This window comes from Pseudofrankia asymbiotica (assembly GCF_001983105.1).
Classification (GTDB): Bacteria; Actinomycetota; Actinomycetes; order Frankiales; family Frankiaceae; genus Pseudofrankia; species Pseudofrankia asymbiotica.
Genome location: NZ_MOMC01000120.1, coordinates 1 through 15,916 on the forward strand (window position 1 = coordinate 1; position 15,916 = coordinate 15,916).

Genomic DNA, 15,916 nt, shown 5'->3' on the forward strand with positions numbered 1-15,916 from the left:
CAGAATCCCTCGATGATCGCTCACGTATGTTCCGTGGACGCGCCAGTACGCGACGGATCCTCGTGTTCCTCGACAATGCGTTGAACGAAACCCAGGTGGAAGACCTCATTCCAGGCACGCCGGAATGCGGGGTCATCATCACGAGTCGCTCGCGTCTGGCCGGTCTCTCCGGATGTCACGCAGAATCAGTCGACGTGATGGAGCCCGAGCAGGCGCTCGACCTCCTCCGGAAAGTCATAGGGCCAGCCCGCCTCGTTAGCCAGGAAGACTCCGCCCGGCGAATAGCCAAGCTCTGCGGGTTCCTGCCACTTGCACTAAGAATCGTGGCGGCGCGGCTCGCGTCACGCCCGGCGTGGCGCCTGGACTGGTTTGCCGACAGGCTCGGCGATGAACAGAACCGCCTGAACCTTCTCAAGGTCGGAAATATGGAAGTGCGCGCGTCTCTGGCCCTAAGCTATAACAGCCGGAGCGTAGAAGAAAAACAGGCGTTCCGGATGCTGGGTATTCTCAAGGCGGCCACGTTCCCGGCCTGGAACCTTGCAGTGCTGACAGAGACCAGCCCGGCCAATGCGGAGGAAACGGCCGAGCGGCTTGTCGATGCGGAGCTGCTTGAGGTGTCGGGCATCGACTCAATAGGTATGGTCCGATACCGATTTCACGATCTTCTACGCGACTATGCACGCGAACTTCTCGCAGCCGAAGAGCCGGACGACGCGCAGAAATCGGCGCTGCGTCGCATAGCCAACATCTACGTGGCGATGGCACGGGAGGCGTCGGCCGTGCTCCAACCTGGGGCTCTGCACGTTCCCGCCCCGGACAGCATGCCTGTCACGCCGGAAACCGTGCGCCGAAATGCGCGGGAATGGTTCGCCTCCGAACGAGGCGCCCTGGTGCTGCTAGTGACACAGGCATTCGAGGCGGAACTCTGGGCCGAGACCTGGCAGCTCGCCGAGCCGCTCATCGCCATGTTCAACTGGCGCGCGGACTGGAGGGATTGGGAAGACACTCATCGAATCGCGCTTCGAGCGGCAGACCGCGCCGGAAGCACCGTCGGACAAGCCGTCATTAGGAACAATCTTGGACTCCTGTACCGGGAGCTTGGAAGATTCGATGAGGCCATCAGCCTCACCGATGCATCCGTGACGGCGTTCAACGAACTTGGTGATGAGCACCGAGAGGCGCTGGCGCGACGTAACCTTGCTGACGCCTATCGATATAAAGGTCTCCTGGATGAGGCGATCTCCTCGTTCCAGTCATCCTTGGAGGTATTCGAGCGTCACGCCGATCAGAGGTCCGTCGCGGGAACCCTTGGCGGGATGGCGGACGCGCTCCGCGGTCTGTCCCGGTGGGAAGAGTCCGAGTCTCGATTCCGCCGTTCACTGGACCTCTACAGCCAGATTGGTGACCGGGGCGAAGAGGCGCGCATCAAAATGATGCTCGCCATGGTCTACCGCGACCGCTGGCGGCACCCTCCGGCCGAGACCCTCCTAAGGGAGGGAATCACCTCATTTACCGAGCTGGGAGACAAACGCGGAGAGGCGCAGTCGGTGCGGCTTCTCGGCACCGTCCTCCGGAATGACGGCAAAGTTACTGAGGCAGTCGAGTGCTTCGATCGGTGCCTTCCGATCTTCGAAGATCTCTTGGACCGGCGGTTTATTGCGATCAGCCTCAGGAACCGTGGCGATGCGTTCCGGATCATCGGCGACTATCAGAGGGCCGAAGCTGACCTTCGTCAGGCATTGCCGATGTTCACAGCGCTGGACGACGGGCGCTGGGCAGCACGTACGCGCGTGAGCCTCGCGGACATACAGCGCCACCAACGTCAATGGGACGCCGCCGAAGAGAACGCACGCAACGCACTCCAGTACTTCCAGGGCATCAACGACCGGCCCGCTGAAGCCCGCGCGCTTCGAGAACTCGGGATGCTCTTCCGGGACCGCGCACGATGGGACGCCGCGCGCGAACACTTCGAGCGAAGCCGAGGAATCTTTACCGACCTCCACGACGATCTGTGGGTGGCCCGAGTTCTCGATGGGCTCGCACGCCTTCACGAGATGCGCGGCCAAGACCCTCAGGATCTCCGCCAGCAGGTCGCGGACATCTGTCAACGATGCGACGTGCCGCCGGGTCTCCAGGCGGTATGCCTTGCCGAGTGGTGAATGCCTAGTAGGGGGAGCCCGTGGACGCTAGCAAGTACGAACGAATACTGCTGAATCGGGCGGACGGCCCCGACAGCCTAGAGCATGCGTTCGCGGCGGCCAGCTCCACGGCCAGATCCAAGCAAGATGTCACCTCAAGCCAAGATGCGATGATCAGAGACGTCGCGGCGGGCGTGGCGGGACCCGCCCTGATCGGATACGTCCTCTGGATTCTTCAACGCGCCCGCGAACTCGGACTCGAACGGCTACGATTTCTGTCGCGAGACGGCCAGATCCTCTACCTTCTCGCGAAACGCATTACCGAGCGAACCGGCGAAGCCATAGACCTGGAGTACGTATACAGCAGCCGAATCACCTGGAGCCTCGCCGCGTCAGATCCAGCGCACCTCTCAAAATTCGACTGGATCTTCAGCAGCTTTATGAAGTCGAACGCCTGGGATCTCTGTGAACGGCTTGGTATCGACCCTGAAAGGTTCCGAGAACTGCTGGCCGAATGTGGCGTGTCACTTGATCCACATGTGAGGGCAGACTCRCCCCCACAACTCGCAGCGCTGCGAAAATTCGTCGACCATGAGGATGTCGCTGCGACAGTCGAGCCACGCATCACCCAGGCGCGAACCATGCTCGTCGACTACGCACGTCAACACGCGCTCGCAGACTCGTCTACCGGACTTGTCGACGCCGGCTGGACCGGACGAATGGTCRGCTCGCTCGTGCATGTGACGGAAGAAGTCGGCCTCCCGCGACCGCACGTCTTCTTTTGGGGCCACGAGCCCCGGCCTGACGGATGGACCGACCCGGACCACTTGTCCGCCTATATCTATAACACTGCTCGCAGCGAGGGACTCCAATGGAGAGTCCCGGACGCTCCATTCATCGTCGAGACTTTCTGCATGGGTGACCACGGAATCTTTGCAGGCTACCGGCGCGAGGCCGATGGGCAAATTTCGGTCACGCTGAGATCAGAAGAAAATACGGGGCCCGAGACCTGGGGCCTGAAGCTGTATCGCGCGACTCTCCTCACTGTCGCATCCGAACTCGACCTTAGTATCGCTGGTGACGCGCGGCCGCTTATCCATGAACTTATGGCAGGTTTCTGGGTCACGCCTAGCCGGGCCGAGGCCGAGGCATGGGGAGGATATCCGTATGACAGTGACCCCACCGGAACTGCCGCCCGCCCCCTAGCCCGTCCGTTCACTTTCGGCGACATCCTTGCTGGTCTACCCAAAAGACAGGTGAACCGCGGGGACAGAGCGTGGCTACGCGGCTCATTGGCCCTCAGCACCGCACCCGTTAGGTTCGCGGCCAAGACCTTGCTGTCACCTAAAGATCGGCTAGGGGCGCCTCCGGTGGCGAGAGACGTCCCGTCTTCTTTCCCGTAGCACTTCTCGGGTGCCGATGTCGCCGGACCTTCTGCGAGCCAACGGTTCAGATAGTGACGCCCGAGCGCCACTACACATCGGCTCGATTCAGCTCAGGCACCGCGTTACGGGTAGCGGGGGGCGAGATGCCCGAGCCGGGCCGCTATCGGGTCGCGCGGCCCGAACCGAGGCCGGGCGCGGTCCAGCGCGAAGCGCCGTACCGACGGATCAGTTGCAGCCTGTTGTCGTTGTCGCGCGGAGCGTGTCATGGCCGTGGGACGGCGGAAGGAGCCAACTGTGACGGTCGTGACGGTCGACGTTGAGGGCAGCGGACTTGGACCGGTGCCGATGGCGCTGGGACCGATGGTGCTGCCGCGCCGGGCAGGGGTGCTGCTGGATGCCGAGCCGTGGCCGGACTGGGTGCCGGCGGGCGTATATCCGGCACACGCGGTCGCGGGGCGGCTGGCGTTGTCGGGCCGTTCGCTGGTGGCGGTGGCGTGTCCGGCGCTGGTGTCGCCCGCCCGGTCGATGCTCGCGCTTGGGGTCGGCCGGGCGCTGGCAGACCGGCGCGCGACGGGCGGGGCGGGGCCGGTGCCGTTGGTGATGTGCGGGGTCCGGCCGCACTGCGCTTGGCATGTAGGCGTCGTCATCGTGCCGCACCCGGTGACGATCCACACGCCCGACGGCCAGCAGCACCGCATCGTGTGGGAGATCCTCGACCGGGACCGGGTTCCAGGCTGGGTGGCCAGCCTGCGGCCGGCGGACGTGTGGCCGGTGGCGGCATGAGCCGGGTCCCGCCGCGGAAGAAGACGGCCGGGGCGGTCGCCACGGTGAAGGTGTCCCCGGGCATGACGGCGGCCGAGTTGTCGGAACAGGTCGAGCGCCTGTCGGCCGGGGCGGTGTTCCTCGGAGGGTTCGGGGACGCCGGGGTGGTACTCGCGTTCGGTCCGGCGGATGGGTCTGTCTCGGATCGGGACCTGCTGGCGGCGGTCGTTGGGTCGCTCGCACCGGAGGACTTCGCGACGGGACGGGGCCGGTAGCGGTCTGCCGATGTGTAGCGGCACCGCTACCAGCCTTGCCGTGCTGTTTACTGGCGCTGACCTGCACCGGCTGTGCGGTGTAGCGGGTAGCGGCCCGGCCCGCGTCCGGGCCGGAAACGACCTTGACCACCCCTCGGGCCCCCGCCTGACCGCTACCCGCTACTGGGGATGCAGGTTTGTTGCAGGCCCGGCCGTGCGCGAAACAGCCCCTACGGTCCGGGCTGGCGTGGCTACGATCGTGATCGTCAGTGATCCGGCGGTGGGCTGGGAGCACAGGATGACGTCGCACCCGCGCGCGAAGCGCCGTCCGCTGCCGACTACTCCCGCGCTGCTGGCACTGGTGGACGAGGTTCAGGGGCTGATCGACGCGCGCGGGCTGAACTACACCCTCCTCGCGGACCTGACGGGCTTCTCGCGCACGCACGTGAAGAACCTCGCGGAGGGCCGGGTCCTGTCCGTGAGCGGGTTCAGGGCGCTGGACACAGCCTTGGGCGCGAACCGTGCCCTACTACGCATGCGTGACCAGGCCTTCGCAGAGCGCGAGGCAGTCCGCCACGGCTACGCATCCCACGACCCTGCCGAGGAATCACCACCAGAGTCCACACGAACGGGCGTACCGTCGATCGTGGAAGGCGGTGACTATTTGTCGCCGCGCCGGCCGGTGGAGGTGAGTTCGACGAATCGCCGCGACCTGCTCGCGTTGATCGGCGCCGGAACGACGCTGGGCGCGATTCCCGCACTCACCCCGACGGACCGACTTCTCCTCCTTGAGGGGACCGCGCGAGCAGACAGCATCCTTCCCGTCGTTGACGCGCAGATAGCCGGGTGCGTTAGCGCCTACCGGACGACTTCGCCCGCCGCGCTGATCGGCCAGATCGACAGTGTTCAGCGGCTGATCGACGGGATATCGGCGAACCTCTCTCTCCGGCCGGCTGACAGCACCCGGTTGTGGCATGCCGCGACCATAACCGCAGGACTTCGCGGATGGGTCCACAACAACGCGGGCGAGATCGACGCGGCCCGCGTTTCGCTGGCCGAAGCGCACAAAAGAGCGGATCTTCTCGATGACGACAGCCTGGTCGCGTGGACCTGCTACATGCAGGCCATCGTCGAGGACTACGCCGGAAACGCCAATGGCGCCCAGCAGTACGCGAACGATGGGCTTCGCCACGCTCGTACCGGCCCACAACGCGCACTCTTGCTGTCCGATGCCCTTGCGAAGTCACGCGCGAACCTCGGCGACGCAGGCGGCGTTGACGCTGCCGTTGACGAGGCGATAGAAATCGTTCGCGGACTTTCACCCACCGAGCATGGTCCCGCCAGTCGGACGATTATCGACGATATTACGACCCTTCACCCGGCTTTCGTGGTGTCTGCGGCGGCAACCTCATATGCGCGGCTGGGGAAGCCTGGCAAGGTCCTGGACCTGGCAAATTCCGGTGCCGGCCAGCATCAACCTTACATGTTGTTGGATGAAGCTCTCGCCGTCTCGCGAAGCGGGAAAATCGACCCTGAGCGTATCGCGGCGCTCGTTGGGCAAGGGCTCTCCATGGCGCTACCGTTCCAGTCGGCCCACGTCGAAAGCCGGGTAAGGGCAGTCCAGCGCGCTGTAGAGCCCATCAAGGCCCATCCCGCCCTCCGCGCCATGGTGGACACCACCCGCACGTGGCGCGAACAGCGCCGTACCCTGACCGCCTGACAGCCGCGGCCTGACGCACGCAGACGCCTACCCGGATACCACTCGACCGGCGCTAGCAATTGCACGCACGCTGCCGGGTAGGCGGCGGGCGAGACTCTGCCGGCTACCCGACTCACTGCAACCTTTTGCAAGCAGCTGCAAGCGGTGGCGTTTCCTTCTCCGTGAGAGCCACCGGGCGCGGCTCGACCACGGCCGCGGGGTGGCGCGGGTCATCGCATCGGGCGGAACACCCTGCATCCGCCGCTTCCGCCTGACCTAATGACGGGAGGAATCCGGCACGAGACGTGCCGCCCTTGAGGCGGCCCCGGACTGGCGCGCCAACGCCGGCCCGAGGCCTTGATCCCCATTCCTGCTGACACAGGAGACGAAGACCCATGTCCAGTGTCCCGCCATCCGGTGGCTCTACGTGGCGCAACCCCCCACGGGCGTACGTGACCTCGAGCGGTGACCGCCACCGCCTGACCGTCCTGCCCGGTGCCGACCCCGGCGACATCCGCGCCGCGGTCGCCGCCTTCCAGCCTGGCTCCTACCTGACGTTCCGCCACTCGTCGCGCGATCGCGACGCGGTGGAGTTGGTGTTCCGGTCGTGGCCCGACGGGGACGCGCCGGTAGACGCCGACGAGCCGACGACTCCGGCGGCCGCCTGGACGCCCGAGGTCGCAGAGCGGGTCGCCGAGGTCCCGCCGGACCTGCTGCGCACGGTCCGCGTGCGCCACGACCGGACGCCGGTGCCCGCATGGTGGACGACCGTGTTCAGCACGATCGTCGGCGGACCGTGGGCCGACCGGCACGACGCGTCCCAGGCCGGAGCCGACGACCCGGACGCGCACGCGGTCTACGGCTGCGCGCAGCCGGATGGCACTGTGGCCGCCCGTCCGGCCCCGGACCAGCTCTCCTGGGAGCGTCACCTGAGCACCCATCTGGACCGGTTGCGCGACGACGATGGCGGCCCGATTCGCTCCCTGCGGGATGATGTCGCGATGCTCGCGCTCCAGGTCGCCGGGGCACTGGTCGCCGCCGGGCTGCCGCTGGCCGAGACCGGCGGCGCCGAGCCGCACGGCGGCGCACTCGTCGTCCCGGCCCGCCACGCGACCCCCACCGGGGTCGCCATCGGCTGGGCCACCCACCCGCACCTGCCCGCCCTCGGCGCCCACAGCGAGGCGACCGCCGCGACACTGCCCGACGTCATGGGCTACGCGCTCGCGTCCCTGCTGGGCGCCCTCGGGTTCCGCATCCAGCGGGGCGCCGGTACCCGTAGCCATTTGGTGACCGCCGCCCCGACCACATAGCAGGCACCGACCCGTCCACGCAGGTGGCCCCCGACCCCCACCGGTCGGGGGCCACCTGCGTTGTCAGGGGCAGTCCGGCCGGCAGCCGGCACCCCCAGCACTGGATGACGCGCTCGCCACTCGGAGATCCCGATCGGCGCCGCGCCTGTCAACTACGGCCGGGCGGGAGGCGTCGTGAAGGCGCCCAACGTCGCCGTGGCGCGCATACCCGGGGTTCGACTTCCCCGGGGCGCGGCGCGGGGCCGGACGCCGAGTTGAGACGGTGCTGGTGCTGGTTGATCGGGCGCGAGCCTGGTAGCGAGTAGCGCCGAGGTCGGGTGTCAGACCCACCCACAGACCAGTTTCGGCCCGTCGGGGCAGGTGTGGCGCTATCCGCTACTGGATCCGTCGGTGCTGCTCAGGCGGCATACGGGTGTAGCAGTGCCTGTAGCGCCACCGCTACAGGCCGGGGTATCCGCTACCGGCCGCCGGGGCGGCGGCGGGGCGCTCGACGAGGGCGCGCCGCGCGCTGCAACCACACCACCGGGAGCCCAGCCCGGAGCGGGGCGCTTCACGGTGCCGGACCCGGCGGGCGCACACGGTTGCTTGCTCGCGTTTCGCAGAGCCCGGGATGCGCGGCGGTACCGAGGCACGAACGCGCTGAAGGGCGGAGGCACGCGGGACGGGATGCCTCGGGTGCCGGGGTAGGTCGCCAGTGGGTCCGCACGCGCGAGAAGGGCGATGACCAAAGCCATGATCACGTCGGGTTCGTACTCCCGGCGGAAGTGGGTCGGACCGACGCCGTAGGGCTCGGCGGCAGTCTTGCGGCGTTTGGTAAGGGTCTCGCGGTCGGACTTGCCGATGCCGAGCAGCGCGCGGGCCGCGTGGGCGGCCGGCTCGGCGAGGGCCTCGACAGCCTCAACAAGGATCTTGTGGGCGGCGGGGGCGGCCGCGCTGGTGCGCCGGCCGGTCAGGACGACCAGCAGACCGGGGGCGTGGCGGGCGAGACCGATGGGGCTGGCGTCGCACTCTTTGATCAAAATTTTGAGGTCACGTTCGACGAAGCGATCAAGGGCTGGCCTGGGCATGGCGGGGGCCGGGCCTCCTGGGGGGCAGTCGGCGAGAAACGGTCCGGGGTGCGCTCGTTCGAGCATGACGGCTCCTGCTGGCTCCGTACACCCATAATCGCTTCGTTTGTCCTCATTAGGTCGTGGCTGCCTCTAGCTGACATCGCCCGGGCGGCAACCTCGCGACCGGGCCGACCCCGCACGTCCTGTCCGGGTCCCGTTCACGTCCCGTCGGGGTCTCGTCTGGGTCTCGTTCGTGCCTCGTTGGCRTCCAACCATCGCCGGCCCGTGTTGATGTTGGATCGGCGTCCCGTTCACGTCCCGTTTGCATCCCGGCGACGTCTCGTCGGGGTCTGGCCGGCTTCCACGCCGTGTTGATGTTCGATCCGCATCTCTTTCTCTTTCCGTCCGCATTATTTCCGGGTCCCGCCCGTGTTCTAAATGCGTTCCGTTTAGGTCCCGCCGAAAGCGGTGACTTCGAGGCGTGGCGCGGGGATTGTAGTGATCGCGGCGAGCGACGCCGCCGCAGAACCGGGGACATTCCCTGGGCCGCGATTCCACTCCGATCTTTTTGGGAGCCGTCATGCGCCGTTACTACTACCGTTCGCCGTGGTCGCCGATCCTTCGCTGGTCGCTCGGTTTCGGCCTGCTGTTCGCCGTCCTTTCGCTGTTCTCGCTTATCGCGTCACGTGTCCTGTCGGTCGTCGGCCCGTTCCTGATCGTCGCCGGCCTCATGTGGGCGGTGTTCGCGGTCGTGTCCAGGATGCGCGACCGGTGAGGTCCGCTATCGGTCTCAACCCGTTTTCCGGTGCCGAGGACCACCTGGCCGCAAAATTGCAGGAGACAGTTCTACTGGTCGACCTCTCGTGGTGGCTACTGGAAACCGTTCTGCTGGTCGGCCTTGGGTGGCGAGCCGTGCGGCGACGCCCGGTCTCTGCCCGTATTTGGCTGGCGGTCGTGTGGATACTCGCATCGGCCGCCCGTTTCACGCCCGTTCTCGCGCTCGCCTACCGCTAGGCATTCAACGCCACTACCCGACCGACCGCTTTCCGCATGCCCGCCATGCGACCGCAACCGACCGRCATGGYAGGTATACCGGCGGGGCGCACCATCATGCCTGCTGCCCATCTGGCTATCACCCTCTCTTTCCCTTGGACAACTTTATGCCTACCGCGCTGGACCTGTTCGCGGGCCCGGGGGGATGGTCCCTTGCCTGCGCACGCCTCGGAATCACCGATATCGGAATCGAATACGACCCTTCTACCTGCCGTACCCGCGAGGCCGCCGGCTTGGTAACCATAGAAGGCGACGTGGCCGCCATCAATCCTGCCGAGTTCGGCGGGGTCGCCGGTCTCATCGCCTCCCCGCCGTGCCAGCCATTCAGCGTCGCGGGCCGGGGCGGGGGCCTTTCCGACCCGCGCGGGTTCCTCGTCTACCAGCCCATGCGCTACGTCCGGCGGCTACGCCCCGGCTGGGTCGCGATGGAGGAGGTACCCACGGTCCTTCCGCTGTTCGAGGGCTTCGCGGTCAGCCTCCGCCGCCTCGGCTATGCCACCTGGACCGGGCTCCTCAGCGCCGAACAGTACGGCGTCGCCCAGACCCGCCGGCGCGCGTTCCTCCTCGCCACGCGAAACAGCCCCACTATTCTCCCGCCGATTCCCACACACAGCTCCTACAAACGGGGCGGGCCGCGCGCATCGCCACCGTTGAAGCCCTGGAGGTCGATGGTCGACGTTCTCGGCCGCGGCTTGGCCGACCGGCCGTCCTACACCGTCACGACGAGCGGAAACGCCTGGGGCGGAAATCCCGTCCGTCGCACCCTGCGCCAAGCGAAGGAAAGCGGCCGATGGGTCGGCACCCCCGATCCGCTCACGGTCGCCGAGTTGGCCACCCTGCAGGCTTTCCCACCGGATCACCCTTGGCAGGGAACCAAGGAAAGCCAGATCTCCCAGGTCGGCAACGCGGTCCCACCGGATCTTGCCTATGCCGCACTCTCCTCACTCGCCGCCTCCTTTCCGCAGGCGCAAGCGGCCTGAACCAGGCCACCTATTCCCATCGCCCATCCAACGAAAAGGGGACTTGCCATGTACCAGCCGAACAGCAACAAGCCCGTTCACGGTTTCGGCCCGCTCACGCTCGATGACCTCTCGCGCCGCGCCGACAAGGCGTTCGACGAGCACATGCAGACTTACGCCGCCGGCGAGGTCCTGCACTGGATCTTCATGTCCAGGCCGATCGACCCCGACCTGATGGCACTTATCGACGCGGCGAACCAGCTCGTCCGGGAATACCGGGAGACCACCCGCGAGGCCTGGCGCTCGGCATACCTCGCGTGGGCCGACGAKGCGAGCGTTCACGTCCCCGAGGACATGTTCGACGACCCGTACGCCAACGACTCCACCGGCTGACGGGAGACGACTCCAATGGAACCGACCATCGTCCTTCTACTAGCAATCCTTCTGGTCGTGGCGCTGATCGCACCGCGGCTACGGGCCCGAAGCCTCGTGCCGATCGTGTGCATTCTGCTCGGCTGGTACTGGTCCGGCTTGGGATTCACCGCGACCCTCGCCGAGATCGGGCACCGCATCCAGAACTTCGTGCAGTCCCTGCCGATCCAGTTCTGACCACGGCCGCCGACCAGTAACCCCTTACCTGTTTCACGGGTGCGCGCCCACCGTCCCCGGCGGGCGCGCACCCGCCCCGCAGTCCTCAGGAGCTCCCGCCATGCCCACTGACCATCCGACCCCACCCGCCGAGCCGGCCGGCTGGGTGCCCGACATCCCCGCCGTCCTCGCCGAACTCGCCCCCGCGATGCCCGCCCGAGATCGCAGCTACGAATGGGCACTCGACCCCCCACCAGGCGGCGCGCCGGTCCCAGTCGACCCCACCCCGCCCCCGCCGTCCGAAGTCTCCCGCCGGCCGGTCATCCCGCCGAGCCTGCGCCCCGGCCAACTGGCCGCCACCGTGCGACACGGTGCCGGCCGGTGGGCACACGTCGGCGCGTATCACTCGGTCCGGGCGCCGTGGTACCTGGTGCTGATCGGCCAGGCGGCCGTGATCGGTGCCGGCCGGCTCGCCGCCGGGCTGTGGCGGTGGTGGACGTGCGCCGAGGCGGCGCCACTGCGCCGCGCGGCGGCTGACTCCGGCGACTCGGCCGCCTGGCTCCGCCTCGACCGAGAACTACGCACAACCCGCCGCACCCGCACCGCGCTCGTCCTGACTGCCGGCGGCGGCCTGCTCGCCGCCATGGTGCTGCTCGCGGCCGCCATGGTGACCGTGCCTTGGCCGGTCTATGCCCTCGGCGTTGCACTGGCCGTGGCGGGGCTGGTCGTCGCCCGACGACCGACGGGACGGCCACTGATCGCCCCCGCCGTCGTCGCTCCGCGGTTCCGCAAGCTGAACGCCGACATCGTGTTGCGGGCCTACTACGCCGCCCGGCTCGGCTCCCCCGAGAAGCCCGGACAACAGATCACGTTCGGCTCGACGATGGCCCGCGACGGCGACGGCTCCCGCGTCACCGTCGACCTCCCCTACGGCAAGGGGTTCGGCGACGCTCTCAAGGCCAAGGACGCCATCGCGTCGGGCCTCGACGTCGCGACCACCCAGGTGTTCCTCACCCGCGACCCCACGTCGCACCGCCGCCATCTGCTCTGGGTGGGTGACCGCGACCCGCTCTCCATCCCCGCAGGCCGCACCCCACTGCTACGCGGCAAGCCCACCGACATCTGGACCCCCGCACCGTTCGGCCTCGACGAACGCGCTCGCCCCGTTGCCGTCGATCTGATGTGGAACTCTATTCTTGTCGGCGCCCAACCCCGCCAGGGCAAGACGTTCTCGCTGCGGGCCCTGGGCCTGTTCGCCGCGCTCGACCCTTACGTGAAAATCACAGTCGCTGACGGCGGTGGCAAACCCGACTGGCGCCGATTTGCCACCATCGCCGACCGCACCGTCTTCGGCCTCGCCCCGACCCGCGACGGCGACCCGATCGAAATCCTCATCGACGCATTGCGGGAGATCCGCGCCGATGTCCAACAGCGCTACCTCACTCTCTCGGACATGCCCGCGGACCTGGTGCCCGAAGGGAAACTCACCCGCGACATCGCCCGCGACCCCCGTCACAACATGCCCGTCCGTATCCTCCTGCTCGACGAGTTCCAGGAGTTTTTCGCCACTGGAAACCAGGCCGCCGATAGCGAAATAGCGAGCCTACTGGTTTACCTAATCCGCGTGGCCCCCGCCGCCGGCGTCGTCATCGGCAGTGCCACCCAAAGGCCCTCCGGGATCGGCAGCGGCGCCGAGATCGCGAAAAAGTTCACCGACTACCGCGACAACCACATCATCCGCTTCGCCCTACGCACCGGCTCCTGGCAGGTCTCCGACCTCATCCTCGGCTCCGGTGCCTACACCGAAGGATCGGATTCCTCCACCCTGCTCGCCGAGCACAAAGGCGTTGGAATCCTGCGCGGCGCCTCCGAGGCCAACCCGACGGTGCGGACCTACCTCGCCGACGCCGAAGACGCCGACCACATCCTGGCCATCGCCCGCGTCCTACGGCGTCAAGCCGGAACCCTCACTGGCCAAGCCGCCGGACGACCGACCACCCGCGAACGCCGCGACGTCCTCGCCGACGCCCTACCGGTATTCGGCGACGCGCCCGGACTGCACTGGCGCGACCTCGCGAGCCGGCTCGCCACCGCCTATCCCGAGCATTACCGCGACCTGACCGCCGACGCGATCAGCGCTCAACTCCGGGCACTCGGCGTCCCCAGCGTCAACGTCCAACGCGACAGCCAGGTACGCAAAGGCGCCCGCGCGGACGCGGTCCGCGCCGCCCACCGGCGCCGCGGCGACGAGGTAGCGACCGACCCGGGGGTGTAGCGCCACCGCTACACCTCCCGTTACCCCGCACACCCCATTGAGCTGCCCACATCCCGCTCTGTAGCGGGTAACGCCGCAGCTCGACGGACCGCCAAATCGGCCCCACGGGCCAACACAACCTCGGTGCCGCTACCCGTTCGCCCGCCCCGTCGCACCACAAGGGAGACGCCATGACCGCCCCCGACAACCCCCGCCGCAACAGCTCCATCGACCCGACGCCGGACCACCTCACAGCGCTCCAGAACGACCAGACGCCACCCGAGTTACCCACCGGACAGGCACCCGGCGACAGAGCCAGAGCACCCGACGTCCGCAATCCRCAGCCAGACGACGATGGCGCCGAAGCTGTAGCGCGCTGGATGGCCGAGACACTCGCGGAGGCYCCACCCGTCCCGCGATCAGTCGCGGCCCTCATCGCACGGGTGTTGACCACTGAGCGCGCCCGCGCGACCCCCCCGCCTCCATAACGACGGTGGCCCCTACCCGGACGCGGGTGGGGGCTACCATTCGATCTATGTTTAGCTAAATAAACCGGGCTGGAACTCTCGTATCCAGAGCATCACGCGCCCAAGCAGCCCATTGTTCTCTCGGCATTTCCAAGATGGACATAGCTGTAATACCGGCGATGCCGGCTCTCGAAGCCGCCGCCTGCCCGGTTAGGGCCTCTACCGCAGGAGGGCTCCCAATTGCAGCGAGGGAATAGATAGCTACAAGATGGCCGTCAGATTCTGAACCCTTTATGAATTCGACTAGAGCGGATACGGCGGCAGAGTCTCCAATTTTCCCGAGAGCCTTCACCGCAGCCATTTTCACAATAGGGTCGGGGTCTTTCGTAGCGTCAATCAGGGCCGGCACCGCCACAGAATCTCCGATTCTTCCTAATGCATGTGCGATTGCACGCTTCAGAAGTATTCCGGAGTGTTTGAAAGCCTCAATGAGCGCGGGCGCAGCGGCAACATCTCCAATGCTCCCCAGAGCTTCGGCTGCCGCCAAAGATCCAGAATCTCTAGGCCCCTGCAGCGACCCAATAAGCGCCTGAACAGAAGTACCGTCTTTGATACCACCCAGCGCGCGGGCGGCCGCTGCCCTCACTCGTTCGCRGGAGTCCCTCAGAGCCTCGACGAGGGCCAGCACGGCGGCAGAACTCCGGATGCGAACCAATGCTTTGAAAATCGCCTCAAGCAATCCCTCGGGAGCCTCCTCCCGGTGGTCAAGAATTTCAATGAGGCCAGCAAGAGCGGCTGGAGTTCCAATCTCTGCCAGCCCACCGGCCGCGTGCGACTGCACATCTGGAAGTGGATGCCTCAAGGCAGCGATCAGCACGTCGCAGGCGTCGGGCGTACCGGCCATCACTAGAGTTCCGATTGCACCCTCTCGATCGCTACCAACGGCACTATCTAGAGATACCACCGCGCGCCGAATATAGGGAGGGGAGTTGAGGGGAATCGTTACTGAGTTGGCAAGTGGCGCGCGAGACGCATCCCGAAGTTCCTGAATTAGTCGGTCCCAAGGGCGAGATCTTGCGTTTGTGAAATCCAGATACTGCAACGCTTCAAGGCGTGGATGCAGAGCCGTGGATCTAAGCATAATCGGAATAACTCTCGTTCCCATACCCCACGCAAACGCCCACTCGTAAGTAACATATTCAGAAGTCTTTGCCTCCGGCGTCATGATCACGATAAGCGCGAACGCATTCTTAATGGCAAGATCAATTGCGRTTCGCCACTCATCTCCAGCGCCAATCTTGAAATCGGCCCATGCGGTGAAACCCTCCCTCTCAAGTCGGGCTACCACATTCTCCGCAAAGTCGAGATCTTCATGCTTAAATGAGATAAAGACGTGCTGCATATGGTTCCTCGCTCCCCCATACCGAAGTCGCGACAAGGTGATCATAGAGCCAGCCGGCCTGACGCTCAATAGAGTGCGCTCTCGCTGTAGTCGTCCTCTTTCCATGACGAGATCGCGGCGGGCCAGCTTCGTGCCCTTGTGTGGGGGCCTTCGAGCCCTGATCGCGTATGCGTTGCGCGCTCAGTCAGTTTCCTCGATTTCTATCAGCTCTTCCCGAATGATCTTAGCGTTGTCATCACGCCCGAGCTTGACAAGGATTGTCGACATATTATTTAGCGATTTAGCCAGATCGCGCAGGAAAATTGCTGGTTGCACTTCAGTCAACCGGCGGTATACGCCGACGGCCTCCTCGCTCGCGACCAAGCTATCTTCCCACCGATTTAACCCGCCCAGTTGGACCGACATGTTATTCAGCGACATCGCCAGGTCGGGCAGGAAAGTATCGGGGCGACCCTCGGCCAACCGGCGTTGKATACTGACGGCCTGCTCGCTCGCGGCAAGGGCATTTTTCCGCCGACCTACCCGACCCATTTGAAGTGACATGTTATTCAGTGACGTTGCCAGGGTGGGCAGGAAAGTATCGGGGCGAGCCTCGG

The 15,916-nt window shown here is 66.3% G+C and carries 14 protein-coding genes; 11 read left to right on the forward strand and 3 right to left on the reverse strand.

Annotation, left to right across the window (positions count from 1 at the left end):
- The 6 genes from BL253_RS37405 to BL253_RS37425 form a co-directional block, all read left to right on the forward strand.
- On the forward strand, window positions 1–2,159 hold a 2,159-nt coding region (locus BL253_RS37405), incomplete at its 5' end, for a tetratricopeptide repeat protein (protein WP_206745144.1).
- Between the two features lie 20 nt (window positions 2,160–2,179).
- Entirely contained in the window at window positions 2,180–3,541 is a 1,362-nt protein-coding gene (locus BL253_RS42060; RefSeq protein WP_131831686.1) for a hypothetical protein, read from the forward strand.
- Between the two features lie 276 nt (window positions 3,542–3,817).
- Window positions 3,818–4,306, forward strand: coding sequence for a hypothetical protein (locus tag BL253_RS37410; protein ID WP_081439084.1), 489 nt, complete (start codon window positions 3,818–3,820; stop codon window positions 4,304–4,306).
- Entirely contained in the window at window positions 4,303–4,560 is a 258-nt protein-coding gene (locus BL253_RS37415; RefSeq protein WP_131831687.1) for a hypothetical protein, read from the forward strand. Before BL253_RS37410 ends, BL253_RS37415 begins: the two co-directional genes overlap by 4 nt.
- A 226-nt stretch (window positions 4,561–4,786) precedes the next feature.
- Window positions 4,787–6,259 (forward strand): hypothetical protein, encoded by a 1,473-nt coding sequence (locus BL253_RS37420; protein ID WP_076822751.1) that lies wholly within the window; start codon window positions 4,787–4,789, stop codon window positions 6,257–6,259.
- A 374-nt stretch (window positions 6,260–6,633) separates the two neighbouring features.
- Complete coding sequence (locus tag BL253_RS37425; protein ID WP_158230504.1) at window positions 6,634–7,548, forward strand: hypothetical protein; 915 nt, start codon at window positions 6,634–6,636, stop codon at window positions 7,546–7,548.
- A gap of 368 nt (window positions 7,549–7,916) precedes the next feature.
- Here the strand turns inward: BL253_RS37425 and BL253_RS42065 are convergent, their stop codons facing one another.
- On the reverse strand, window positions 7,917–8,681 hold the full coding sequence (locus tag BL253_RS42065) for a hypothetical protein (protein WP_131831688.1): 765 nt from the start codon (window positions 8,679–8,681) through the stop codon (window positions 7,917–7,919).
- A 496-nt stretch (window positions 8,682–9,177) separates the two neighbouring features.
- Here BL253_RS42065 and BL253_RS37430 point away from each other — a divergent pair, with 496 nt between their 5' ends.
- From BL253_RS37430 to BL253_RS37455, 5 genes are all read left to right on the forward strand, one after another.
- Window positions 9,178–9,372: a hypothetical protein gene (locus BL253_RS37430; protein ID WP_076822755.1), complete on the forward strand. Its 195-nt coding sequence runs from the start codon at window positions 9,178–9,180 to the stop codon at window positions 9,370–9,372.
- A gap of 385 nt (window positions 9,373–9,757) precedes the next feature.
- Window positions 9,758–10,630 (forward strand): DNA cytosine methyltransferase, encoded by an 873-nt coding sequence (locus tag BL253_RS37440; protein WP_076822759.1) that lies wholly within the window; start codon window positions 9,758–9,760, stop codon window positions 10,628–10,630.
- A 48-nt stretch (window positions 10,631–10,678) separates the two neighbouring features.
- Window positions 10,679–11,002, forward strand: a complete 324-nt coding sequence (locus BL253_RS37445) for a hypothetical protein (RefSeq protein ID WP_076822761.1) — start codon at window positions 10,679–10,681, stop codon at window positions 11,000–11,002.
- Window positions 11,003–11,017: 15 nt separating this feature from the next.
- Window positions 11,018–11,218, forward strand: coding sequence for an ABC transporter permease (locus BL253_RS37450; RefSeq protein WP_076822763.1), 201 nt, complete (start codon window positions 11,018–11,020; stop codon window positions 11,216–11,218).
- A 100-nt stretch (window positions 11,219–11,318) separates the two neighbouring features.
- Window positions 11,319–13,472: a cell division protein FtsK gene (locus BL253_RS37455; protein WP_076822766.1), complete on the forward strand. Its 2,154-nt coding sequence runs from the start codon at window positions 11,319–11,321 to the stop codon at window positions 13,470–13,472.
- Window positions 13,473–13,994: 522 nt separating this feature from the next.
- On the opposite strand, the gene BL253_RS37460 is transcribed toward BL253_RS37455, so the two are convergent.
- Both BL253_RS37460 and BL253_RS41695 read right to left on the reverse strand, forming a co-directional pair.
- Window positions 13,995–15,320, reverse strand: a complete 1,326-nt coding sequence (locus tag BL253_RS37460) for a HEAT repeat domain-containing protein (RefSeq protein WP_076822768.1) — start codon at window positions 15,318–15,320, stop codon at window positions 13,995–13,997.
- Between the two features lie 180 nt (window positions 15,321–15,500).
- On the reverse strand, window positions 15,501–15,916 hold a 416-nt coding region (locus BL253_RS41695; RefSeq protein WP_131831689.1), incomplete at its 5' end, for a tetratricopeptide repeat protein.

Bases quoted from the DNA above. Each gene is read 5' to 3' on its own strand.
- BL253_RS37415 (WP_131831687.1), top strand. From the start codon at position 4,303: ATGAGCCGGGTCCCGCCGCGGAAGAAGACGGCCGGGGCGGTCGCCACG.
- BL253_RS37425 (WP_158230504.1), top strand. From the start codon at position 6,634: ATGTCCAGTGTCCCGCCATCCGGTGGCTCTACGTGGCGCAACCCCCCA.
- BL253_RS42065 (WP_131831688.1), bottom strand. From the start codon at position 8,681: ATGCTCGAACGAGCGCACCCCGGACCGTTTCTCGCCGACTGCCCCCCA.
- BL253_RS37430 (WP_076822755.1), top strand. From the start codon at position 9,178: ATGCGCCGTTACTACTACCGTTCGCCGTGGTCGCCGATCCTTCGCTGG.
- BL253_RS37440 (WP_076822759.1), top strand. From the start codon at position 9,758: ATGCCTACCGCGCTGGACCTGTTCGCGGGCCCGGGGGGATGGTCCCTT.
- BL253_RS37450 (WP_076822763.1), top strand. From the start codon at position 11,018: ATGGAACCGACCATCGTCCTTCTACTAGCAATCCTTCTGGTCGTGGCG.
- BL253_RS37455 (WP_076822766.1), top strand. From the start codon at position 11,319: ATGCCCACTGACCATCCGACCCCACCCGCCGAGCCGGCCGGCTGGGTG.